Origin of the sequence: Microbispora sp. NPDC049633 (assembly GCF_040675265.1) — a bacterium.
GTDB classification, from domain to species: domain Bacteria; phylum Actinomycetota; class Actinomycetes; order Streptosporangiales; family Streptosporangiaceae; genus Microbispora; species Microbispora maris.
Genome location: NZ_JBFAOO010000020.1, coordinates 24,642 through 49,514, shown reverse-complemented (window position 1 = coordinate 49,514; position 24,873 = coordinate 24,642). Strand labels below are relative to the sequence as shown.

Below are 24,873 nucleotides of genomic sequence, written 5' to 3'. Positions count from 1 at the left end.
CCCGGTTTTCTTGCCGCGGCCCTGCTCGGTGACCGGAGAACTGGTGAGGGCCAAGCACGTGTGGGCGGAACGCCGACAGAGCTTCAGCGGAGCTGGGACGAGGCCCGCCGCGCCGCCCTCAGTCCGGACAGTACGGCTCACCGCTGGCGAAACGGCGTCTACGACTCCGTCATGCGTGCCTGTCCACCTGGCTCAACGCGGGCGTCTCACCGAAGCAGGTGGCCGAGTGGGCAGGCAACAGCGTGGAAGTGCTCTTGCGCACCTACGCCAAGTGCCTCGTGGGCCAGGACCAGGTCTCCATGCGCCGGATCAGCGAAACTCTGGGCTGAACCTTCGCCACGCATTCGGCACGATCAACCGGAGTCAACGGACGACAGCCGGACACCGGCAACTGATCCAGAACACGAAAATTCTGCTTCTCGAGCCCAGGAACCGACGCAATCGCTAGCGCCCAAGATCATCCCGCGCATATTCCGCGGGGGACAGGACAGCGGCTGAGGGCTGCTCAGGGTGGCGTACGGCTGCGCATGGCTTGAAACGAGCAACGGCGTCTGAACCGAGCGAAATCGCTGGTCAGACGCCGTTTCACGAGGTTGAGCGGAGAGCGTGGTGTTCTGGTTCAGGACATAGGAAACGGGTGTCTCGAGACATAGGAAACTCCGGCGGCGCATGTCTCCGGAGATAGGAAACACAGAGAGCTAGAACCTGCGGGCGGTCGACAGTCGGCCCGTGTCGAAGGCCAGACTCATCATCACGGCGGTCGTCGTCGAGGGCCGCTCACAGGCAGAGGTCGCCCGCTCCTACGGCGTCTCCAAAGGCTGGGTGTCCAAGCTCGTTGCCCGCTACCGACAGCAGGGCGAGGACGCCTACGAGCCCCGATCCAGACAACCCAAAATCTCACCGACCGCGATCGACGCCGCCACCGTCGAACTGATCCTCCGCCTGCGCAAGGACCTGTCCGACCAGGGCCTGGACGCCGGGCCGGACACCATCGCCTGGCACCTGCACCACCATCACCAGGTCACCGTGTCCCGGGCGACGATCAGCCGTTACCTGACGCGGGCCGGTCTGGTCACCCCCGAGCCGAACAAACGACCACGATCGTCCTACATCCGCTTCCAAGCCGAGCAGCCGAACGAGACCTGGCAGGCCGACTTCACCCACTACCGCCTGGTCGACGGCACCGACGCCGAGATCCTCACCTGGCTGGACGACCACTCCCGCTACGCCCTGTCGGTGACCGCCCACCCCCGCGTGACCGGCCCGATCGTGCGCGACGCCTTCCGCCACGGGGTGGCCGCCCACGGCGTGCCCGCCTCCACCCTGACCGACAACGGCATGGTGTTCACCACCCGACTGGCCGGCGGCCGCAACGCCTCAAAAAGCGGACTGCGCCGCCTGCACGTGATTCAGAAGAACTCCACCCCCAACCACCCCACCACCTGCGGAAAAGTCGAACGGTTCCAGCAGACGATGAAGAGGTGGCTGCGCGCTCAGCCCGACCAGCCCGCCACCATCGGCGACTTACAGACTCTCCTCGACTGCTTCGTCGACGCCTACAACCACCACCGCCCTCACCGGTCGTTGCCCCACTGAGCCACCCCCGCCGCGGCCTACAACACCCGGCCCAAGGCCCACCCGGCCGGCAGCCGCGAAAGCGACACCCATACCCGGGTCCGGCACGACCGCGTCAACCACACCGGCGTCGTCACCCTGCGCATCGGCGGCCGACTCCACCACATCGGCATCGGACGAACCCACGCCCGAACCCACATCATCATGCTCGTCGACGATCTCCACGTCCGCGTGGTCAACGCCACCACCGGAGAGCTGATCCGCGAGCTGATCATCGATCCCACCCGCGACTACCAACCCCAGTACACAAAGAAACCCCCGAACCGTAGGTTCGAGGGTTTCCGACGTCCTGCGACAGCACAGAGCGGAGAGCGTGGGATTCGAACCCACGAGACCGGTCACCCGGCCTAGCGGTTTTCAAGAGCACTACGGTTTCTCCGTCCGTACCGGCCTTGACCTGGGGCTCAGCCATCACCGAAGGTCGGGCCGAGCAAGATCACCCCGCGCATATCCCGCACTGGACCGGCGCTAGCCGATGTGCGGCAGGCCGGTACAGGTGAGGTAGTGGCGGATCCGCAATGCCCTTGGCCGGCCCATCGACAGTCCCGCGACCTGGGTCACGGGGGACGATTCAAGATCGTATAGATTGCGGCTGCCCGTCCGCCGACCGTGTGGACCGCAGGGATGCCATCAGTTGGCGAATCCGTGGCGTCGCAGGTGCTCCAACGCGTCGGGCTGAGTTCGCGTCCACTGTGTGCAGACCGCCCAATGCACCGGGGTTCCGTCCTTCTCTTCGAGTAGCACGTCATGGTTGCCGACTCCGCCGCATGCCCCCGCTTCCCCGTGCGCGCTGCACCGGCCAGCGGACCCGTCTGTGTCGATGAGGAACCGGTTTGGGTCGTAGTCCCGAAAGATCTTGAGGATGGTGGATTCCATCTATCAACAGACCAAGGGGGTGATGCTGTCCGTCAATGGGCCTGGTAATCGCGACCGTCCGCTTGTCAGGCGGAGCAATTACCCAGGTCGGCTGATCGAGACCGTAGTCAGGGAAGTGTGGACGGACGGCGGCGCAGGCGTGTCGGCGTACGGGGACGTTGCTGTCAGCGCTGCTGTCACCTCAGCCATGGTCACCCAGTGCCGAGGCCCGACGAAGGAGAAACTCGGCGGATCGCCCCCGCCATCGACGGCGAGAACCGAAGTCGGCAATCATCACGGCCTTGACCGGCGACAACGTGTCCCGTGTATGTAACCAGATGAGCGCCTACTTGCAAACGAACGCCAGTCACGGCGTAGAAACCTCCTCGCCCTGCTCAAGCGGCAGACGGCGAGCGGCGGCGTGCCATCGTCGCGGTCGGCCACTCCATCCTGGTCATCATCTGGCACCTGCTATCCGGCCCCGAGGCGCACTTCATAGATCTCGGCGCCAACTTCTACACCCGGCGCACCAACCCCGACCGCAAGAAGCGCAACCACAGCCGCGAACTTGAAGCCCTCGGCTAGCACGTCGCCCTTGAACCTGCCGCCTGACCACTACTGCCCGCACAACCCCGCTCCCCATCACCACATGAGGTTCGCTGCCGCGTGCCCGGCGAATGACTGATTCTCGGATCAGGAGAGCGCAGTCACTTGAAGTCATCGTTAGGGATGACCTGCAAAAACACCCTCTTCGGCACTCGTCGCTCTCGTGATCATCCCGGGTATGTCCCGCTGCCACCGCTGGGTGAAACAGGCCAGGTTGGTCGCCGTGCTCCATGAGTGTAGCTTGGTCATTCTCCATGTTCGGATGGCTTACTTGAGACTGGTAGCGATGAAGCATGGGTTGGCAGACGACCTGCTAACTGGGCGGGTTCGGATCTAGGGGGTTCGGTGAGCGTTCTGCTTGTCCGGCATATCGAAGGGGAGTTGAGGCGTTCCTTCGAGGGGTTAATTGATCTCATTGATGTAGCTGAGAATGCTTCCAAGGAACAACGGGATGCACAGTTTCTGAGCCGCGCGTTGGCGGCCTACGTCGCGCAGCATATGAGCAAGTGCTCTGCTGAGGAAGCCGCCGGGTTCGTGATCGACGGCCGCGATGACAACGGCATCGACGCCATCGCGATCGATGATGACAAGCCCCATGTGTGGCTGATACAGGCCAAGTGGGTCAAGGCTGGAGATGGGTCGATCGACAAGGAGACGACGCTCAAGCTAAAGGAGGGTCTCGATCTACTGCTGACTATGGACTATGACGCTTTTAACGGGCGCTTCGCGAAGCTGGCAGACCGGGTTGATAAGGCGCTGGGAAACCCTGAGGTGAGGATTACCCTGGTACTCGCGGTGCTAGGGAACGCGAAGATGGACCCTGTCGTTGAGCGGCCGCTGTTGGCCGCGAAAGACTACGTCAATGCTGGAGCGAAGCCTGAGGACGAGATCCTCGACATCCAACCATTCGGACTCCAGGATATCCACAAGGCCATTCGGGCCAAGTCGGCTCCGGAGAGTATTGATCTCTCAGTGACCCTGGACGGTTCAGGGCGCCTGCAGGAGCCATACCTCGCTTACTACGGGACGGTCTCGGTCGGCCAGGTGGCTCGCTGGTACGACCAGTTCGAGGGCAACCTATTCGAGCAGAACATTCGTAAGTCACTCGGCCTGACTGGTGTCAACAGATCGCTGGTCGAGACGCTGGTGAGCCGTCCGCGAGATTTCTGGTACTTCAACAATGGAATTACGGTTCTGTGTGACAAGGTCCGGCCCTCTGTGCAGTACGCTATCTCCGATAGCGGGCCCCGCGAGTTCAAGTTAGAGGGCGCGAGTGTCGTCAACGGCGCCCAAACAGTTGCGGCGATCAGCGAAGGATTGCGGCGAGCGCCCGACGAGGCTGGAGCGGCACGGGTCTGGATCCGGTTGATCTCACTAGAGGACTGTCCAGAGGGCTTTGCCGACCAGATCACGCGAGCGACCAATACCCAGAATCAGGTTGCACGCCGTGATCTAGCAGCGCTCGACAAGGTGCAGGTTCGGCTGCGAGAAGAGTTCTCCTGGGCCCTGTCCCGCACCTATGTGGTCAAAGGAGGGGACGGGCCTCCCGATCCGAACCGTGGGTGCAGCAACGTCGAAGCCGCGGAAGCACTCGCCTGTACCCACGCTCGGCCCGAGCTCACCGTCCAGGCGAAGACCAGTGGCGACACGCTCTGGGAGCGAGAGGGCGGGAACGTCTATGACCAGGTGTTCCCTAGGAAGATCAGCGTCCACAGAGTCTGGCGAGCCGTGCTGTTCAACCGAAAGGTCGGCGCGGCTCTGGACGAGGAGATCGAGCGGCTTGAGGGAATCACCGCCAGAGTGGCGGAGCACGGCAGGGCACTGATCACGCACATCGTCTTCCACACCTTTGACCAAACGGGGATAAACGAACCGCTGTCCTCCTGGGAGGACAGGGTTCTCCCAGGAGTCAAGGGACGCACCATCGAAGTCCTGGCCTGGCTCGCTCACCATGTCGAGACAATGGGCGGTTACGCCGGAAACACCTTCAAGAATCCGGAGAAGTGCCGGTCTCTCGCAGCCTCGGTGGCCGCGTCACTCAAGGGTCAGACCGCCACGCCGGAGCTCCAGGTGAAAACGCGTAGTGCGCGCGCGGTCGGGGTGCTCGTCGACGCCGGCGTAATCAGCGAGGGAAGCGTGCTTGAGCTCAAGATAACCGGTGAAGAACAGGCTGGAATCGAGTCATGGCTGGCCGAGGATCAACGGCGCGGGCGAGCCACTTGGGTGAACAGCAGATCGAAGCCGCTGATCTGGGAAGCGGACGGCGTTGCGTACTCTCCAACCGCGCTCGTGGCCAAAGTCAGACTTGCTGCCCTGAGTAAGAAGAGCGCGGTACAGGGAACGAAGTACTGGTATCTGAATGGGCGGTCACTGGTTGAGCTTGCCGAGCAAATCCGCAACGCCGAGTAGGCGAAATGCCCATGGCATGCTCGCGGGCGCTCTCGTCGCACAGCTCGGCGCGGCCGCTCAGAGAGGCGCACATTCTGAGCCCCTCGCTCTATGCTAGACAACTTCTCCCATCCACATACGCCGGCCAAGGTCATCGAGTTCCATGCGGCTTTCCTTGTATTCGGGCAGCGCCTGCCTCACCAGTCGCCAAAAGTAAGCGTTGTGCCCGGGAATCCGGGCGTGGGCGAGCTCGTGAGCGATGACATAGTCAATTAGGTGCATCGGGAGCTGGAAGAGGGGCCAACCAAGGCTCATTCGGCCCGGCCCTCGCCCCGCTTCCTCTGAGCGGTACGTTCCCCAGCGGCTGCCCAGGTCACGTACATCCACCGCCGGCTCCGGCACGGACATCCGAGCCGCCCAGGGTTGGAGTCGTCCCGTTACCCAGGCATGACCGGTCCGACAGTACCAATCAATCAGCGCCGCCCGACCACGTGCCGTGTCTTCGGCCAGTTCGCGGCTCATCACCATGCGTCCGGCCACTAACCGAACCCTGTCGTTCTCTGACGCTTCCCCCAGTATGGCGAGCCGATACGTCCGGCCAAGGTAACGGAAGATCTCCCCCTCTATAAGGCGTTTCGACGGATTCAATGGTCGAGCCTGCTCTCGCAGTGCACGTTTACTCATCAGCCAGGCCCGGTGCGCGCGTATGAAGTCTTCAGCGTCCGATGCCAAGCGCCCCTCTGGAGCGTGCAGCGTGAGAGCGGCGTCCGCCTCCACCGTCAGCGCGAAGCGTCTACGTCGGGCGCTGATACGCACTCGAAGCGCCAGCCCATCGACGGTGAGGAGGCTGTCGTCCCTCAGTGTCTGCGGGGTGCGGTCCTCGGCCAGTACGGTCACCCGCCCTATTCTCCCTGAGCCCTCCGCAGGAACTGTGGACGGTTGTCGTTGGCGTACGCCGCGAGGCTCTCCGCGATGGCCTTCAAGGGCGCCCAGTCCACACCCGCGGGTCGGAGACCGCCGCGGAGCAACTGACTGTGAATGGCGTTCGCCAGATCGCCGACGTCCTGGCTCTGGCCTTGATATGCGACACTACCCATAACGCGTGCGGCAGTGTCGCACACCATATCGACCAGCTCCCGTAGGTCCGTTTCCCCGCGGAGGACTTCCGGGTTCCCCTCTACCTTCTCCTCGATGAATCGGTACAACCGCTGCTCCAGCACGCTGAGCCCAGCCAGGAAAGGGTCCTCCTCGTCCTCCCTACGTGCCTGTTCGATGAGCGGACCCAACTCCTCGACCTGCTCTTCAAAACGACCGGGAAGTCTTTTCAAGAGCTCCTCCAGGCGCTGCGAGAGCCGGATGTACTTCTCCGGATCCTCTCGTCTGACCCGTTCCTCCAGGTGGAAGCGGAGTGCGTGACCCATCTCGGCCGCGGCCTCACGCGCCGGAATGTCCCTCACCATGTCGTTGAAGGCGTCCGAGGTTAGCGAGACCGGCGGGATGACCTGTTCGATCTGCGGACCTTCCAGGTGGGCCGCGATCATGGATCGCACCTTCCGCCCGTAGCGGCGCAGGGTGAAGGTGCCGCCCTCCGCGTCCCGGTAGAGCCTCCGAATGCGCTTCTGCAACATCCCCCAGCGCCGGGCGTCGGACACGTACTCCAGGGCGTGTTCGTGAGGCAGCACACGTTCCAGCGCATTGAGGAACTCGTGCAGCACCTCGTCGAAGGCGAAACGGTCCTGCTCGTCCTCGAAGGCTAGGGCCGCTCTCCGCAGCCCGGCGAAGCCGGTGAGATCCTCATCGGTGACCCCCCGACGGCGCAGGAGGCCGCGGACGACATCGGCCGCCGGGCGGAGATTCCCGATCTCCTCAGACAGGCTGCGCATGGTGTCGTCGACATCAATCTGTCGGTAGGCACCGAGCGCGTCGGCGAGATGCTCCAGGACACCGTAGTAGTCGACGACGTAGCCCACCTTTTTGCCTGGCATCGGGCGGTTGACCCGGGCGACGGCCTGGAGCAGCTCTGCGTCGCGAATCGGTCGATCGAGGTAGAGCACCTGTTCGCGAGGGGCATCGAAGCCGGTGAGCAGCATCGACTTCACGATGAGGAAGGCAACGGGGCTGTCGGGGTGGACTGGGTCGGGTCCAGCTGCCGGTTCCGGCCGCCCAGGCACCTGACTCTGGGACCAGGGATTGTCGCCTGCACCGCCGTACGGCGTCTCCCCCGGCAGCGGGTTGAAGGGAACGATGGCCGTCCAGTCATGATCTGGTGGCAGCTGGGGAAACGGCTGGTGAAAACGGGCGATGTACGCCTTCTGCCGTTCCGCGTCGGTCCAATACAACCACTGGTGGTGCTTGCGCTCCGCGCCCGCGGATATCACCGGCACGAAGTCGACACGACGCAGCAGCGCGCGGTACTGGTAGGCCATGTGGAGATAGCGCATCCTTTCGGACATCTTCTCCACGGGAATCCCGGCCGCCGACTCCGGATCAAACCCGGTGAGCTCCTCCAAAAGGGCGTCCCGCGCCCGCCGCAGGGCAGCGCGATACTCTACGGCCGCCTTCCGGCTGACCGCGGCGACCTGGGCCTTGAACCCCTCCGGCAGCACCCAGCTCACCCAGTGCTCCAGCATGTCCTCGGCCTTGGCCTGGATCATCGGCTCCGACTCGGCGATGTCGCGCTCGGTGGGCCAGCGTTTCAGCAGGGCTCTGCGCTCGTCGTCCGTACGCTCACGGACCAGGTCGTCGAAGTTCCGGTCGAGGCCGTCCCTGTCGAAGACCTTGCCCTCGCCGGTGCGGCCCTCGTAGCGGATGCGTACGACGACGCCGTCACGCTCGGCCTCGCTCATCCGGTACTCGTCGAGGAAGCCCCCGCCGGGGCCGCCGCTGAAGATCCGTCGTGTGTCCTCCGTCCGCCCGGTCATGATTGGTGTGCCGGTAAAACCAATTTTTGCCGCGTTGGGGACGGCCTTACGCAGGGCGGCGTGCAGCACGCTGGTGTGCGAACGGTGCGCTTCGTCGACCAGGACGAGGATCGCGGGAGAGGTGTTGCACTCCGGGAAGTTCGGCTCCGGCGGGATCTTCTCGGCCTTCCCTTCCCGCCTGGCCTCTTCCGCGGCCTCGTACTCCTTCGCCAGGTCGCGGTCGTCTCCGTCTTCGGCGGCCTCCGCGGCGAATGCGAGCCCGCTTCCATACTTCTGGATCATTGCGAAGACGACCCGCCTGCCGCCGTCCCGGAGGAGCCCTTCCAGTTGGGCGCGGGTCTCAGCGGTCTGGACGTCGGACTCGCTCAGCTTCAGGGTCTGGGAGAGCTGGTCCTGAAGCTGGGTGCGGTCGGTGACGACCACGACCATGAACTCGCTGAGCTCATGGTGCAGGTGGATGCGGCGCACCAGGAAGGTCATGGTGAGGCTCTTGCCGGAGCCCTGCGTGTGCCAGATGACCCCGCCGCGCTCGTCGGCGTCCCGCGGCCCGCTGCGGATCCGCCCGGTCCGCAGCCTCCGTACGGCCTCCTCCGCGGCCCGGTACTGCTGGTGCCGAGCGACGATCTTGACGGTCCGGGTTCCACCGGATTCGTTCTCGACGTGGAATGGGATGACGTAGTGCCGTACGACGTTGAGCAGGGCGGCGGGGCGCAGCACGACCCCGACCAGTTTGTGCCTCTCGTTCAGCGGGCCGGCCCTGTCCGGCGTCTCCGCTTCAAGCGTCTCCCGGCGTTCCGGCTTCACGCTCCGCCAAGGGTGGAAGTGGTCGGGCGTAGAGGTGACCGTGCCGACGTGCGCGGTCTCCGCTGTAGCCGCGACCAGCAGCTGAACGGTGCGGAAAAGCTCCGGGAGGCCGGCGGGCTTCGGACCGCTTTGAGAGTCTCCCTCGTCGGCGAGTGGAGTCCCCGCGTAATGCCGTAGATCACGTACGGCCTGGTAGATGGGGTCAGCGAGGTCGGGACTCTTGCACTCGACGGCGACGAGGGGGATGCCGTTTACGAAGAGGACGAGATCGAGGACCGACACGTCCCCTGAGTTGGTCCGCACCCGGAGTTGATCGACCACGGTGAAGTCGTTGAGCGCGACGCGGTCTTCGTGCCACTCGACGTACTGCACAGTCGCGGAGGGGCCGCCGTGCGCCGCGGACGGGCCCGCCAGGACGAACCCGTTGAGAAGCAGGTCAGTGGCGTCGAAGTTGGCCTGGACGACACCGCGGCCGAGGGAGACAGAGGACAACCGCTCGACGGATCTCGCCACGTCGGAGTCGTCCATCCACGGCCCGCGACCGGTCGTCTTGAGATTGATCCGGCGCAGAGCCGCGGTCAGCCTCTTGATGAGGAGTGGGCTGCCAGTGTCGAGCGTCCCGACCTCCGTGCCGGAAACGTGCGTCCAGCCCATAGCCTCAAGCTGGGCGATGATGGGTCGTTCCACCTCGTCCCGCTCGACCTGTACCACCACGTCACCACGCCCTCCGGCCCTCGCCTGCCGCTTCAGTGATCCATTCTGCGCTTTGCAGGGGCGTAAGGGTGAGGGTTCCGCCGAAATAGGACACCCTGATGAGAGGCAAGCCCATTGCTCAGTACCACCGGCGACGAGTCGGACCGGTCAGACGCTGACGCGGCCGCTCAACAGGTCGTCTACCATCCCCTGCTTGAGCCTGCCCAACTTGGCGAGCTCATGTTCAAGGGAACGCCTCTGCTGCGCAAAAGCATCGACGCCTTCGATGATGCGTCGTTGCTTGGCGAGCGGCACAAGCGGGAAGTTCAGTGCCGCGAATCGCTCACCGCCAAGATGGGCGATGCTTGTGGTCTTCTTGGCAACGGCAGCGAAGACTCCGTCGCTCAACCAGCGCTCAAAGATCACCTGTGCATATGCAGGGAGAACTTGTTCGCTTGGACGGAAACGAATAAGGGTATTTTGGAAGCAGAACGCGCCCTCATTGCCATCGTAAATGGCACTCCGACCGACAAGCTCAAGACTCTGCCCTTCATTCAAAAGGATATCACCCGGTCGCAGGCCATATGTCTCGCGTTCACTCTCACTAAACCCCATAGTTTTTACATCGGAGTAATCTATTCTTCCATTCAATACATTAGCAACTCGCAAGTAAGGAAACTGCCCGGTCGCCTCGCGGCTCGACGGAGAGAGCTGTTTCCCCATCCGTACCGTCCCGACCTCGCGCACCGGGATCTCCATGAGCGAGTCGCGCTCCACTGCAAGAAGCTCGGCCGTGATTCCTGTCTGGACAACTTCCAGTTTCGCGATCGACGCCTTGATGGCCGACTCCTGATTGGAAACCGCATCGACTATCTCCAAGACTCGCTGCTGCTCGCTAATGGGCGGACTAGGGACCGGCATCGCTTTCAACTGAGACAGACTAATTGACGCCAAATTCGTCGTCTGTTTGGCGATCCTCAGAAAATATGCCTTGCCTTCCGGAGAACCCATATAGAGGGCAAGGAACCCTGGCAGCAGCTTATTTTCCAGGCAGCGCACCCTAAAGACGTGATTTTGATGGAGGCATGGGTCAATCCGCCCATCCCATACCGCCCCGCGCCCCAGCTTGTCTGCGTCCCCGCCTTCGGTAAGTACAACATCACCGCACCTCAGGCGGAATCGCTCTACCAAACGAGCCGATACCGAAATAATCTTGAGATCCGCCGTGGAAATATATCCGTCTTGAACGTTGGCAACACGCAAGTACGGGAGTTTGACACTTGCCCCATCGGGTGAGATTCCACCAAGCGTTATTCCACCACTTACATCAGCCATGGAGTCGAGACGAGTATATTCGACGCTCTCATCATTGGTGGGCATAGCCAAGCTCCTTCAGAAATCCGTTCAGAATCGCCGCCGATCTCTCCCGCTCCGCCTCGATATCCCGCAGCGACACCGCGTACTTGTCCTCCCACCTCTGGTAAGCCTCAGCCAGCTCCTGGCGGCGCCGTACGACATGCCCTTCCAACTTGGCCGCCAGGTCGTCCCGAAGGAGGTCGAGCACCACCCTGCGCTCGTCCTCCAAACTGAGCTCCTGTCGTGCCCGGAACAGGCGGGGCGGCTCCTCGTCGAGCTTGGGCGGGTCGCTCGGCCAGGGGAACCAGAAGTCGGTCTCCAGACGCTTGACCACAGCGGCGGCCTTCGTTCGCGCCTTCTTCACCCGGTCGAGCTCCGCCTGCTCCTCTGGGCTCAGGACCTTCTGGTGGCGCGCCGAGTCCTCGTCGTCGCCCTCCGCCTCGCCGTCCTCGGACGGCTCGGCGTTCAGCTCCTTCCACCGCGCGTCGAGCTCCGCCTTGCGCGTCTCGGCCTCGGCCAGCTCCTTCAGGAAGTCCGGGGCGATGGCGGCGACCACCTTATGGTCGTAGGCCTGGCGCCTCTCGGCGGCCGTCCGGTTGCGCAGCTTCCTCGTCCTGGGGTCCTGTTCGGGGGCGAGCATCGTCTCGACATTCTCCGCCCACCCGTCCAGGACGCCCGCGAAGCCGTTCTCCGAGAGGGTAAGCAGGTCGTACTTCGCCTCGTACCACCAGCCGGCCACCGCGCCAGCGAGCGCGTACTGGTCCAGCAGACCTTCCTGGCCCAACCGCTCCACAAACGACTCGATGAGCGAACCGCGGACCGCCATCAGCGCCGCCTTGCGCTCCGAGGGGGTCAGGTCGGCGAGGCGCTCCGGAGTCGCAGCCACCGCCTCCAGTTGCCGGGACTCCGCCTCCCACCACTTCGCGAATGCTCCCCGCAACTGTTCTTCGCACGGGCGAGCCAACTCGCTCAGCCGGGCGGCGTCCGGGTGCCTCCCCTCCGGCAGGAAGTCCACGTAGTCCGGGTCCATCGGGTCCCGCTCGGCGAAGAGGTCTCGCAACCCGATTCCGTACGCGTCGAGCAGTTCCTTCCTGCCCTCGATCTCCGCGCGCGGCACCCCGCCCACCAGATGGGCTCGCACGTCCTGCGGCTCCGGCGGCGGTGTGTTGTCCACGTAGCGGCGGATGTTGAGGTTGTCGCCGTTCTCGCGCAGCGTCTCGCGCTTGACGATCCGGGAGAAACCGGGAACCTCGGCGTAGGTGTGGAAGGTAGAGGTGATCTTCTCGGCGTGTTCGGGGAGGAGCACGTTCTGCGCTCGCTCCGCGTGGTACTCACGGTCGGCGTTAATGAACAGGATCTTGCCCGCGCGTTTCGGATCCTTCTTGCCCGGCGGGCGCAGCACCATGATGCAGGCCGGGATGCCGGTGCCGTAAAACAGGTTCGGGGCCAGACCGATGACCGCCTCGATCGCGTCCTCGTCCAGGAGCTTCGTGCGGATCTCTTGCTCCCCACCCCCGCGGAACAGTACGCCATGCGGCATGACTGTGACGACCATGCCGCCGGGTCCCTCACGCTTGGTCATCCAAAGCATGTGCTGGAGGAACATCAGGTCGGCCTTGCCTCGCTCGCTCGTCTTGCCGTACGCCGCGCGCTGGCTGGGGAACCTGAGATCGGCGAGGACGTAGTCCATGGAGAACGGCGGGTTGCTGAGGACCGCGTCAAACCGGTCCGCGTCGGATTGCGGCCGGTGCGCCGGCTCAGCGAGGGTGTCGCCGGTCTTCAGGTCGAAGCGGCGCACCCCGTGCAGCACCATGTTCATCGTCGACATGATCCACGAGCCGCTGTTGGCGTCCTGGCCAGCGAAGAACATGTCCTTGGTGTCCCCGCCGTGCTCCTCCACGTACTCCTTGGTGTGAATGAGCATGCCTCCCGAGCCGACGCACGGGTCGTAAATGCGCATGCCCTGCCGAGGGCGGACTAGCTCGACCATCATGCGGACCACATCACGCGGGGTGTAGAACTCGCCGCCCTTACGGCCCGCCGAGTCTGCGAACTCCTTGATCAGGTATTCGTATGCGGCGCCGATCAGGTCGGGAAACTCGAAGTCGTCGGTCCGCAGCCGGACGCGCCCGAAGTGCGCGATGAGCAGCTTGAGGCGCTGGTCGGCGAGCTTGGCCGCGGTCGCGGCCGCGCCGGAGCCGCCGATGCGGTTGAAGTCGAGGTGGTCGAAGAGACCTCTGAGCTTGCTGTTCTGCCCTTCGAGCGCCTGGAGCGCCGGACGCAGCCGTTCCTCATTGATGTTGTGGGTGGCCGAGGAGATCCACTTCCAGCGGGCGTTCTTGGGGACGAACAGCACGTCGCGTTCGCCGTAGGGTGCAGGCTGTTCCAGAAAGCTGTCCAGCAGCTCACCCGTGAGGCCGAGTTCCCGGACGGCATGTTCCCGGACGCGTTCCCGGGCCGCCTCGAACTCGTCGTTGGCCCGCTTCAGGAAGAGCAGGCCGAAGATGTAGTCCTTGTACTCGGAGGCGTCCATCGTGCCGCGGAGGATGTCCGCGGCGGCGAACAGATGCCGCTCCAACTGCGCGAGTGTGAGCTTGGCCACCCGTATGACTCCCTATGACCTGGCGTGACTAAGGAACCCTACGGCGACAGCGTGCGGTAGCGGAAAAAATTGCACCGATGGGCGGGAGTTCTCAGTAGGCGGTGAGGCCTAGGCCCTGCTCTACGAAGTGATAGACGTCGGTGTACGGATCCCGCTTCTGCAGGGGCACGTGGTCACTGTGCTGGGCATTCATGCGAAGGGCACGTTTCTTCGCCTCGGCGTACCTGCCTAAGATCTGCTCCGGCCGCACCTTCTTGATGTTGACTGTCTCCTTGAACGGAAGCCGCGCTGTCACCAGGTCGCACACCTGATTGAAGGTCCCGGCTACGTCCTTGTGGTGCAAGAGCCTCCACACCTCGAAGCAGGGGTGTGAGAAAGCGACGCGGACCTGTCCCTCACGAGCCTGTATCAGCGCCTGCTCCAGTTGCTGGTGATCATCTCGATCGAATAGGCACCATACCTGGGGCCAGAACTCCTCCCGCAGCCGGCTGCGTTTCGCCTCTACAGCCAGCTCACGCATGAGCGGCACCGCTGCCTCAACCAGGTTGATCGGCTTGCGCCGGGAGCCCGGTGCGCTGGCGTTCGCAATCCGCACGTCGACAGGAAGCGTCTGGTCCTTGAGGACGTCCTTCATAATGTCGATGTACGAAGGCTCGGTCAGCTCTCCTTCGGTAAAGACGTGGACGACTCGGTTGCGTCGGCCACGCTGCCGCTTGGAGGGCCCCAGCGCGTCCTTCCCTCTCGTGCGTGTCATGGGACCCGCTCTGCCGCGTGCCTGGGTTCCAGCCCACTTACGCCGGACAATCGGCGAGCGATCTCCCCTTCCACGATGGAGGGAACCCCCCCGAAGGCCCCAGCCAGATAGGACTTCATCAGGTTCTCGTCCTCTCCTGGCTCGGCGGCGGTTAGGGGGTATAGCTCGGTTGCACCGTCCTTGTTCTTCTCCGTCAGCCACACCTGGCCCGGCTCCAGCAGACGCTCACCACTCGGAGTAGCGAGTAGTGATGAGTCATGCGAGGTGAAAACGAGTTGAGCACCCCTGGGGTTGGCATTTGAATCTCGGAAGAGTCTGACGACCTCAGCGGCGAATCGTGGGTGCAGACTCGCGTCTAGCTCGTCAATGAGCAATACGGCACCCTCGTCGAGCGCCAGCAGCATGGGACCGAGCAGCGCGAACCACGAGCGGGTGCCGAAGGACTCGTTCTGCCAATCGAGGGGAACTTCTCCGGTAGCGGATTGGTGTATCAGCTTTACCGTATGGTGTTTCTTGCCCTCCCGGATCACCTCCGCGCCAGTGATCCCTAGATCGGCGACTCTCAAGAGTTCTTTGATCCGAAGTGCGCGACTGCCGGAGAGCTCTCTCAGAGTAAACTCCTCTCGTTGTTCTCGCTCGTTCTCCGGGTTGATGAGCCACAGATTGCGACGGAACCAGTGGAAGAGTGTTGAGAGCTGAGGGTGGTTGTCCGTACCCGCTGTGGACAGCACTAGCGCGTTGGGGCGAGTGCGTTTGACCAACTGAGCCCGATCCTTGACCCGATGGCCCGGCCATTCATACACCTCGACCCGTGAAGCATCGCGATCGAGCCATACCTGACGGTGGCCACGGGGATAGCTGTGGATCCATTCGGCCGCGACACGGGTCGAGCCCAGCTCAAACCCGTACGTCCAGCGCACATCATCGATCACGAGGTCGACTTCGAAGAAACTCGGCTCTCCTTCTCCTTTAGGCTCCAGTCTGAACGGCTCGCGTGGAACACCCTCAAACGAAGCCCATTGGGCGTAGGAGTTGAGGACCGCCGTACGCATATCGGTTAGAGCGGCCAGCACGTTCGACTTACCTGAAGCGTTGGCACCGAAGATGCCGATCAGAGGGAAGACGCTCGTGGAGCGGCCCCCGCCGAGCGTTATCTGACGTGCTGCCTCGCTCGACTCCGGTTCAGGGACCACAAAGGACAGCTCTTGCTCGTCGCGTAGTGACCGTACGTTCGCGGCACGGAATCTGAGCAGCACGCCATCCCCCTCTCACTCTACGGTTAGAGTAACTGCCCGATCTCCTGCTGGCTCGCCCCAGTAGAGATCACGTTCTGATGAGCTTGAGAAGCTTGGCCACAACGGGAGCGTCCTGCCCTGCCATCCGCGCCGTGACGCCGAGACCTGCCCGCACGGGCGCGTCCTGTCCTGCACCGCCCGGCACAGCACCGAGGATGAGTGCCTCGGCGAGCCGCTGTGCCCCGCCTGCTACGACTACACCGGCTCGGTCCTGTTCAACGCGGTCGCGCCGCTGCTGTGGAAGCGCTTCGCCGACGCCCTTCGCCGGCACCTGGCCAAGCTCGGCGGCCTGACCCTGCGCGACATGCGTGACCAGCTCGTCGTCTCCTTCGCCAAGGTCGCCGAATACCAGCGCCGCGGCGTCGTCCACCTCCACGCCGTGATCCGCCTCGACGGCCCGGCCGGACCCATCTCCCCACCCCCGACCTGGGCCACCCTCAACCTGCTCGCCCAAGCCGTAGGGCACGCCGCCTCCGTGGTCACAGCCAAGGTGCCCGCCTACGACGACCTACCGGAACGGGTGCTGCGCTGGGGCACCCAACTCGACGCCCGCCCGATCACCATGGACGGCGAGCTGACCGACCAGGCCGTAGCCGCGTACGTGGCCAAGTACGCGACCAAGGCGGCCGAATGCGTCGGCACCATCGACCGGCGCATCGTCCTCGGTGAGGACCTGACCGCCCTGCCCGTTCGCGACCACGCCCGGCATCTCATCACCGAATGCCTCCGCCTTGGCGCCTTCGAGGAACTGGCCGACCTCCGGCTCATCCACTGGGCGCACATGCTCGGCTTCCGCGGCCACTTCTCCACCCGATCCCGTCGCTACTCCACCACCCTCGGCGACATCCGCGCCAACCGCCAGAACCACGCCCGCGACGATGACATCGCCACCGGCCGCCTTCCCCTCCTCGACGAAGACGCCGTCCTCGTCATCAGCGAGTGGGAGTACGCCGGGAAGGGCTACTCGCCGGGTGACGCCCTCGTCGCCGCACTTACCGCCTCCTCGTCAACCGGCGTCGGACGGAGCGGCTGATGGCGCGCAACGACCAACTCCTCACCGTTCCCGAAGTGCTTGCTGAACTCGGTGGAGTGTCCCGCCGAACCTTCTACCGCTGGCGCGAACTCGGGCATGCGCCTAAGTGCATCAAGCTTCCCAACGGTGAACTCCGCGTCTGGCGCAGCGAATTGTTGGTCTGGCTCGACACCCTTCGGGAGGCTGCCTAATGCTTCTGTCAAGCCACCGCAGCCCGGACATGGCTAGGCTCGTACGGCCTCCTGTGCCGCAGAATCGCGTGCAGGACGTTGACACGGCGGCGGGCCAGGGCGACGAGGGCCTGGTGATGCCGTTTGCCGGCGGCGCGCTTGCGGTCGTAGAAGGCCCGGCTGGCCGGATCGCAGCTGATAGCGATGAACGCCGACTGGTAGAAGACCCGCTCGAGGGCCTTGTTGCCTGCCGTGGCGCGCTGCAGGTAGCGGACCTTGCCCGACTGCTTGAGCACCGGGGCCAGGCCCGCGGCCGAGGCGAGCTGGTCGGGGCTGGCGAATCGGGCGATGCCGCCGGTTTCGGCGAGGAACTCCGCAGTCAGGGTCGCCCCCATCCCCGGCAGGCTGAGGATGAGGGCCGCGTCAGGGTGGCGCGCCAGCACCTCCTGGATGCGCGCATCGAGCTGGGCCAGCCGTTCACGTCCGGCCAGCGCTTCGGCCGCCAGGTCCCGGATGATGTCGGCAGCCACCGTCTGCCCGGGGACGGCGATGTGCTGGGCCGCTGCGGCGTCGACCGCCGCCTCGGCCAGTGCTCGGACCATCGAGGCCTTCACATGCCGCACCTGGCGCAGGTGGGCCAGCGCGTCCTCCAGTCCGGCGTCGCGGATCTCAGCCGGCGTGACGAAGCGGGTCAGCAGGTGGAGGCCGAGCTTGCCGGTGACATCGACCACTCGTTCCAGGCCGGGGTGGATCGAGGTGAGCAGATCCCGCAGGCGGGCGGCCCGCCGGGTGGCGTCGGTGACCAGCTCCGCACGCCGGCCGACCAGCAGCCGCAGTTCGGCGTCCAGTTCCCGGCCCGGCTGCACCGGCCGCAGGTCATCGCGCATGCGTACCTGATCGGCGATCACGCGGGCGTCCTTGGGGTCGCTCTTGCGCTCCCCGCCCACGGTGGCGCGCCGTGCCCGGTTGACCGCCATTCCCGGCACATGCACCAGGGCAAGGCCCGCATGCAGCAGCATCGCCTCCAGCAGGCCGGCGATACCACCCAGCGCGTCGATCCCGACAGTGGCCGGCCGTGCTCGGCCTGCGCGACGGTGATCTGCTCGATCAGCTCGCCAATGGCACCAGGGGTGTTGTCGAAGCGGCGGCTGAGCAGCACCTTCCCGGTCTCAGCGATTTTGATCTCGGCCCAGTGGAACTCCTTGGAGACGTCGATCCCCACAGCGACGGCCATGCCACTCCTTCCTCTCCCGTCACTGCCATGCAGCCTCTCCTCGCCGTCCATGCCCTACATAGCGATCAATCGCAGTGCCTAATCAGCGGTCAAGGAGAAGCGACGAGGCAGGGGGCCGAGCCTCCCTTGCCATCGAGGGCAGCCAGCGTGAGAGCCATCCCTGCCTCGTTCGCACACCCCGATCTTCTACACCAACCGGAGCGTGCTCGCACTCAGAAAGGTAGGGCCGCGTGAACACCAGCTATGACGTGAAGTTCTGGGACATCCGTCGCAACGCCTCCAGCAAGACGCCCTCCTACGTGGTCCGGTGGAAGGTAGGCGGGCGCGAGAAGTCGAAGACGCTGAGGACAAAGGCCCTGGCGGAAAGCTTCCTTTCCAACCTTCGCCAGGCCGCCAAGAACGGTGAGGCATTCGACATGGTGACGGGACTGCCCGTGTCGATGCTGAAGGTCAAGAACGCCGTGACGTGGTACTCGTTCGCTCTGGCCTACGTGGACATGAAATGGCCGCATGCGGCAGCCAAGACGCGGGGCAGCCTGACTGACGCCCTCGCTAGGGTCACCCCGGCCCTCGTGGTGGAGGACGCACCCGACGCGCCGGATCTCCTGGTGCTGCGGGAAGCGCTCCGGCAATACGCACTCCCCCGTCGTCTCGCGACCTCGCTCAACCGGACGACATCCGTACGGCTCTCGCCTGGCTCGCGTGCCATTCCCTCCCCGTTGCTGACTTGGCCAAAGTCCGCAATGCACGCCTCGGCCTCGACGCGCTGACGCTCCGACTCGACGGCGGAGCAGCTGCGCCCACGACTATCGCGCAAGCGCTCAGTCTTCTACAACGCCCTTCAGTACGCGGTGGACCTGGAAGAGTTGCCAGCCAACCCCATCGACAAGCGTCAAGGCGTGGAAGCCGCCGAAGGTGCGTGAGGTGGTTGATCGGCGCGTGGTGGTCAACCCGAAGCAGGCGCGCGAGCTACTGACTGCGGTCACCTACATGGGCCGCCTCGACCGAGGGCGTCATCTTCGGGCCTTCTTCGCCTGTCTCTACTTCGCCGGCCTACGCCCCGCGGAGGCCCTCGGTCTCCGTAAGCAGGACTGCTATCTTCCAGAGACCGGCTGGGGGCGTCTGATCCTCGCCAAGTCGAAGCCCCAGGCCAACAAGAAGTGGACGAACAGCGGAGAAGCTCACGACGATCGAGGGCTCAAGCATCGCGCTCAGGACGAGGGCCGACCCGTCCCAATCCCACCTGAGCTGGTGACCACCCTTTCGCGAGCACATCGAGGAGTTCGGCGTTCATGACGACGGGCGCCTATTTCGCACGTCACGCGGCGGCGTGATCTCGATTGGGACATACTGTCACACCTGGAAGGCGGCGCGAGCCCTGGCGCTGCCCCCCGAACAGGTGGTTTCCCCACTGGCCGCCCGGCCATACGACCTGCGTCACGCTGCCGTAAGCCTCTGGCTCAACGCCGGAGTCTCAGCCCCTGATGCGGCCGAACGGCAGGACATGAGGTAGACGTCCTGCTCAAGGTCTACGCCAGGCGGCGCAAAAATCGCCAACCAGAGAATTGACCTCGCTCTGAACTCGTAATCAGGGCAGGGGACGGGCCTCTGCAAGAGGGCCGGGGGTCCGCTCCTCCCTGACGCGACGTCCGGTTCGTGTTATGTCCCTTCAACCGCCCTGCCGACGTTGCCGCTATTCGGACAGCGCCCGCAGTACTTGATCCGTTCCCGGGACATGGATGCCGTTGGGTGCGTAGGGTTAACACCTACTAGGTTCGACTAGCGATTAATAGGAGATCAAGGGTGCCAGACGCCGGGATCGCCGAGTTGAGAGCTAAGCTGCAGCGACTGCACGAGGACTACGTCAGGAAATCTAAGCAGGCACTAGCGGCCTTGGAACGCGAAGAACGTGCAATCAAGCGAGAGATAGCCGCAAAGATCAAGACGGCCGGACAGCTCAAGGTTCTGATGCGCCTAACCACAGGTCCGGCTGTGACTAGCTACCACTCTGCCCGCTACCCGTGTGGACGTGTCACATTCAGAGAAAACTACAAGGAGCTGGCAGAAGCGGATGCGCAGGGCCGCGGCCTGTTGCGGTGCACGGCCTGCAACTGGTCACGCCACGAGATGGACGAAGCCGAGCATCCGAGTGACGGTTCGTAGCATCGTTCGACCAGGACAGCCTCATGCCTGATAGCCTAATTGGCTGCCCTTTCCCCCGGCCACCGCCTAAGCCGTACAGGCGAACGCCGCCGCATGCAAAGGAGTGTGCGCCATGCCCCAGGCGGTTATCAGTTACGTGGGCGAGATGCCCTACAGGCCGGGGGGCATCGAAGACCTACATCCGTTCGTGCCATGCCTGCAAGCTGAGATGGGCGACGAGCTGCTATTCAAGGTGTGGGTGCAACTGTCCTTCGAGGGCAGCATCAACGCCATCCGGCAACTTGAACGACGGGGACTATCGACGGACGCGGCGAATCAGGTTATTAGTCACGCGCTCGTTCGGTATGGAGTGGATCGCTTAGAGCAGTTCGTCACCGAGTACTTGAGCGCTGGTAGCGGGCCCGCCGGATCTTCTGACGTATGGCGCCTGACCACTGACGACGTACCGCAACTACTTGCGCTTGTTGAGCATAAGGCGTGCGACTACCAAATGCGCATGCAGCGTGATCTCTTTTGCACGGCGGCGATCGCCAAGGACGCATCAGGGGTAGGAAAGGTTAACGGGCGCAATGCCGCTCCTACCAGTAGACCTCTATGCCAAAGCTGCGCGCTGCCTGGTACCCAAATCATCTGCTCCCATCTCATGCATCCAAGAGTGACGGCCCTCATAAGTGGTGCATCAAGGATTTCCGAGCGCCACGTCGTCGACGCTCTATGCGACAGAGGCATGAACGAGGTGCGCAACGTGGATGGATGTCGTGCTGGGGGGCATGGATGCTGGCAACGCATCGTGGCAGTCGAGCCACCGGATGCACCGCCCGTCTCACCACTCGAACTGGCAGAAGCGTTCGACGTGTTGGATGCCGTGTGGCGTCTTGCATTCGACAAGAAGAAGCCGCTGCTGTCGTTGAGCACGGTAGCAACGCCGGCCGCGTTGTCGCTGCGCTGCACTACGCGAGCCGAGTTCGAGACACGCATCAGCGACTTGGCCGACCTGATCGATCGCATCAAGGTAGACGATCTTTATTTGAAGCCGCGTTCGGAAGAAGAGTTAGAGAAGGACAAAGACAAGCTGAAGGCAAGCCTCAACCGCATTGAGGACTGTCTGCATTACCACCTGGATCGTGCACAGCATGCGGCAGTAGACAGGGCTATCAAGACTCTGCGCACGATCCGCCAGGCGCGTAACGCGGAGCAACACGGCATCACCGAAGGCGGGGGTCTGACGGCAAAACTCCGTGATCTGGGCATCTATGACGCCCCGCCGAATTGGGGCGGCGCATGGGATGCGGTGCGGGCACGGGCAGTGGAGGCACTGACCACCCTCCGGCATGAGCTCATGGCGTACGTAAACGCTCAGTGAGGCCGAGCAATCGCTCGGTCCTGGCGTCCGTCGGACAAGGTAGCCAAGGTGCTAGTGATCACGCTCAGGAGAGTTGTGGGAGTGGCCGAGGCGCCCTCCCGCAACCGGGTGGCCTGCCAAAACACACCCAAGATCATTCCGCGCATATTCCGCAGACAGCGGCCGAGGGCTGCTCAGGGTGGCGTATGGCTGCGCACGGCCGGAATGATCAACGGCGTCTGAACCGAGCAAACCTGCTGGTCAGACGCCGTTTTGGCTGGTTGAGCGGAGAGCGTGGGATTCGAACCCACGAGACCGGTCACCCGGCCTAGCGGTTTTCAAGACCGCCGCCATCGTCCACTAGGCGAGCTCTCCCCGGCGCCCCGCGCTGGAAGCGCCACGCAGCAGCCTAGCCCCTCACCCGCAGGCGCGTGACCGCGACCGCGAAAGAGATCATTCCCGCCCTGCCAGTCGCCTACAGGTGGTCCGGAATCTCGGAGAACCTGCGCTCGGACAGCGCCTGCGGGCCGGCGAAGCCGTCGCCCACACTGGCGGCCAGGCGGAGGTAGGCGTCCCGGGTCGTCTGCTGGAGCCGGTCCAGGTCGATCTCCGCACCCTCCTCCAGGTGGGGGTCGTACGGCACCCGGACCACGGTGCGGCAGCGGGCGGCGAAGTGGGCCTCCAGCTTGTCGAGGTCCACCGTGGACTTCGACCGGGGCCGTACGCTGCACAACACCACGGTGGCGGCCCGGACGAGGTCGCCGTAGTGGTGCGCCTCCAGCCAGTCCAGCGTGGCCGAGGCCGCGCGGGCGCCGTCCACGGACGGCGAGCTGACCAGCACGATCTGGTCGGCCATGCCGAGCACGCCCGACATGGCGGAGTGCAGGAGACCGGTGCCGCAGTCGGTGATGCAGATGGAGTAGAAGTTCTCCAGCACCTGCGCCACCGCGTGGTAGTCCTTGGCGCTGAACGCCTCCGACACCGACGGGTCACGGTCCGACGCCAGGATCTCCAGTCGCGAGGGCGTCTGCGACGTGAAGGCCCGGATGTCGACGTACCGCTTGATCTGCGCGCGCTCGTTCAGCAGGTCGCGTACGGTGGCCGCCGTCTCCAGCTCGACCTTGTCGGAGAGCGTTCCACGGTCGGGGTTGGCGTCGACGGCGATGACGCGGTCGCCGCGCACCTGGGCGAGCGTGGCGCCGAGGCCGACCGTCGTCGTGGTCTTGCCCACGCCGCCCTTGAGGCTGAGCACGGCGACCCGGTGGTGGCCGGTGGCGACGGGCGTGCGGGCGCGCTGCACGAGTTCGCGGCGCCGCCGCACCTCCGGGGCCTCGCCCGGCTTGATCAGTCCGGCCGACGCCTTGTAGACCAGCCGCCGCCAGCCCGTCGCGGGGGTGTTCCTCCGCCCCCTCAGCAGGGTGACCGGGTCGAGGCTGTCGGCGGTCGGCTTGGACCCCGCCTTCGACCCTGTCGTACGCGCCGGCGAGCTGAAGGCGGAAACGGGAGGAGCCGGGCGGCGCGCGGTCTGGTACGCCTCCCGCTCCGCCACCGCGTCACGTTCCACCGCGTCGCGTTCCACGGTGGGCGCCTGCTCGAGTGCGGGGCTCGGCGCCGACGTGCGCTCGGGCGCGGGCATGGGCGCGGGTGACGGCACGGGCGCGGGCGCCGCGACAGGACCCGGCTCGTACGGCTTCCGCTCCTCGGCGGCCAGGTCCTCCCGCAGCGAGCCGGTGAAACGGTCGTCCGTGAAGTCAGGCGCGGTCTCGGCCCGCGCAGGGCCGAAGGGCCCCTCGGGAACGAAGGGCCGCTCAGGGCCGAAGGGCCGCTCAGGGCCGAAGGGCCGCGCGGGAGGCTCCTCCGGCTCGGTGGCGCGTTCCTGCTGCGAGGGCGGCACGGGTACGGCCGGCTCCAGCCAACCCCGCAGAGGCTCCTGCGATGGAGACGGCTCGTCGGAGGCCGACGGGGCGTAGGGCTTGACGGTCTCGCTGCCGGAGAAGGCCCCGACGTTGTAGGAGTCGGTGTCCGCGGGGGAGCCGGGGATGACGCCGCCGCCGAAGCCTCGTTCGCCGAACAGGGGGGTCGTGTAGGCCGAGGAACCGCCCGGCGGCGGGATGGAGTGGCCGTCGTCGTCCGGCTCCCGGTCGCCGCTCGGCGACTCCGCCGTCGCCTCCGAGGGCTCCGGTCTCGCGTCGACTGACGAACCGAAGGACGACGCGGCCGATCGATCCGGCGCTTGGCCGTAGGACGACTCGGACGCCGGCTCGTAGGACGACTCGGACGGCGAGCCGTAAGACGACTCGGACGCCGAACCGTAGGAGGTCTCGAAGGACGGGGCGCTGACGGGCCCGGTCGACGCGGCGGACGTCTCCGAGCCGGAATCGGTGCCCTTCTCGGAGGCATCGCCAGCGGCCGGGCGCTCGGCCGGCGCGTCCTCGCTCTCCTCGGTAGACGAGGGCTGAGGCCTGGTCACGAAGGCCGTGTCGCCGAAAGCCGAGTCGGCGAAGCCCGAATCACCTAGGCCGGTGTCACGGAAACCACCGTCACCGAAGGCCGTCTCGCCGTAGCCCGATTCGGCACCATACCCAAATCCGGACTTTTCGCCACTTTCATACCCAAAGACGCCCGAATAGCCACCGAAGGTGGACTCCCGGATGGGACTGGTGGCGGACGCCTCGCCGGCCTCCGAGCTCTCGAAGGTCTCCGCGTCCTCCCGCGACGGGGCACCGTACGCGGAGCCGGTCGCACTGTCGGCGGCGCCACGGAGCAGCCCGCCGGAGGCGGGCTCGGACGGGACGAGGCTCCAGGGGTCGGCGGGGTACGGGGAGGCGGACTCGGGGTCGGCGGGCGGCGGCTGTGGAGAGGCAAGGGTGGCGGAGGTGACAGCGCTGACCGCTATCTCCACCTCGTCGGGCATCTCCTTGATCGCGTCGAGCCACGCGAGCTGGTCCTCGAGAGAATGGGGATCCTCGCGATCATGTCTCGCCACCGTGTACCCCCTCGGGCTGGGCTAATGGGGTAGCAA

The 24,873-nt window shown here is 64.9% G+C and carries 13 protein-coding genes, 1 tRNA gene and 2 pseudogenes; 7 read left to right on the top strand and 9 right to left on the bottom strand.

Annotation, left to right across the window (positions count from 1 at the left end):
- Positions 1-729 precede the first annotated feature (729 nt).
- Both AB0J39_RS08175 and AB0J39_RS08170 read left to right on the top strand, forming a co-directional pair.
- Complete coding sequence (locus AB0J39_RS08175; RefSeq protein WP_363462713.1) at positions 730-1,596, top strand: IS481 family transposase; 867 nt, start codon at positions 730-732, stop codon at positions 1,594-1,596.
- A gap of 1,845 nt (positions 1,597-3,441) precedes the next feature.
- Positions 3,442-5,505, top strand: coding sequence for an AIPR family protein (locus AB0J39_RS08170; protein ID WP_363462712.1), 2,064 nt, complete (start codon positions 3,442-3,444; stop codon positions 5,503-5,505).
- A 93-nt stretch (positions 5,506-5,598) separates the two neighbouring features.
- Here the strand turns inward: AB0J39_RS08170 and AB0J39_RS08165 are convergent, their stop codons facing one another.
- The 6 genes from AB0J39_RS08165 to AB0J39_RS08140 form a co-directional block, all read right to left on the bottom strand.
- A complete protein-coding gene (locus AB0J39_RS08165; protein ID WP_363462711.1) occupies positions 5,599-6,381 on the bottom strand; it encodes a SprT family zinc-dependent metalloprotease in 783 nt (260 codons plus the stop codon).
- Between the two features lie 5 nt (positions 6,382-6,386).
- Positions 6,387-9,923 (bottom strand): type I restriction endonuclease, encoded by a 3,537-nt coding sequence (locus AB0J39_RS08160; protein ID WP_363462710.1) that lies wholly within the window; start codon positions 9,921-9,923, stop codon positions 6,387-6,389.
- 147 nt (positions 9,924-10,070) lie between these two features.
- Positions 10,071-11,282, bottom strand: coding sequence for a restriction endonuclease subunit S (locus AB0J39_RS08155; protein WP_363462709.1), 1,212 nt, complete (start codon positions 11,280-11,282; stop codon positions 10,071-10,073).
- Entirely contained in the window at positions 11,269-13,860 is a 2,592-nt protein-coding gene (locus AB0J39_RS08150; protein WP_363462708.1) for a class I SAM-dependent DNA methyltransferase, read from the bottom strand. The genes AB0J39_RS08155 and AB0J39_RS08150 overlap by 14 nt, the downstream gene beginning before the upstream one ends.
- Positions 13,861-13,951: 91 nt before the next feature.
- Complete coding sequence (locus AB0J39_RS08145; RefSeq protein ID WP_363462707.1) at positions 13,952-14,614, bottom strand: RloB family protein; 663 nt, start codon at positions 14,612-14,614, stop codon at positions 13,952-13,954.
- Positions 14,611-15,870 (bottom strand): ATP-binding protein, encoded by a 1,260-nt coding sequence (locus AB0J39_RS08140; RefSeq protein WP_363462706.1) that lies wholly within the window; start codon positions 15,868-15,870, stop codon positions 14,611-14,613. The genes AB0J39_RS08145 and AB0J39_RS08140 overlap by 4 nt, the downstream gene beginning before the upstream one ends.
- A 109-nt stretch (positions 15,871-15,979) precedes the next feature.
- Between AB0J39_RS08140 and AB0J39_RS08135 the strand changes: the two are divergent.
- Positions 15,980-16,942 (top strand): annotated as a pseudogene (locus AB0J39_RS08135) (replication initiator); the annotation flags it as partial.
- Positions 16,942-17,133, top strand: a complete 192-nt coding sequence (locus tag AB0J39_RS08130; RefSeq protein ID WP_357314946.1) for a helix-turn-helix domain-containing protein — start codon at positions 16,942-16,944, stop codon at positions 17,131-17,133. The pseudogene AB0J39_RS08135 and the gene AB0J39_RS08130, both read left to right, overlap by 1 nt.
- A gap of 8 nt (positions 17,134-17,141) precedes the next feature.
- Here the strand turns inward: AB0J39_RS08130 and AB0J39_RS08125 are convergent.
- Positions 17,142-18,182 (bottom strand): annotated as a pseudogene (locus AB0J39_RS08125) (IS110 family transposase); the annotation flags it as partial.
- A gap of 394 nt (positions 18,183-18,576) precedes the next feature.
- Here AB0J39_RS08125 and AB0J39_RS08120 point away from each other — a divergent pair.
- From AB0J39_RS08120 to AB0J39_RS08110, 3 genes are all read left to right on the top strand, one after another.
- Positions 18,577-19,116: a hypothetical protein gene (locus AB0J39_RS08120; protein ID WP_363462705.1), complete on the top strand. Its 540-nt coding sequence runs from the start codon at positions 18,577-18,579 to the stop codon at positions 19,114-19,116.
- Between the two features lie 1,033 nt (positions 19,117-20,149).
- Positions 20,150-20,509 carry a hypothetical protein gene (locus tag AB0J39_RS08115; protein ID WP_363462704.1) on the top strand — a complete coding sequence of 120 codons (360 nt, stop codon included), beginning with the start codon at positions 20,150-20,152 and terminating at the stop codon, positions 20,507-20,509.
- A 112-nt stretch (positions 20,510-20,621) separates the two neighbouring features.
- Positions 20,622-21,872, top strand: a complete 1,251-nt coding sequence (locus tag AB0J39_RS08110; RefSeq protein ID WP_363462703.1) for a hypothetical protein — start codon at positions 20,622-20,624, stop codon at positions 21,870-21,872.
- 265 nt (positions 21,873-22,137) lie between these two features.
- Here AB0J39_RS08110 and AB0J39_RS08105 read toward each other — a convergent pair.
- Positions 22,138-22,226: transfer RNA gene (locus AB0J39_RS08105), tRNA-Ser, on the bottom strand.
- Between the two features lie 100 nt (positions 22,227-22,326).
- On the bottom strand, positions 22,327-24,504 hold the full coding sequence (locus AB0J39_RS08100) for an AAA family ATPase (RefSeq protein WP_363462725.1): 2,178 nt from the start codon (positions 24,502-24,504) through the stop codon (positions 22,327-22,329).
- Positions 24,505-24,873: the final 369 nt, after the last annotated feature.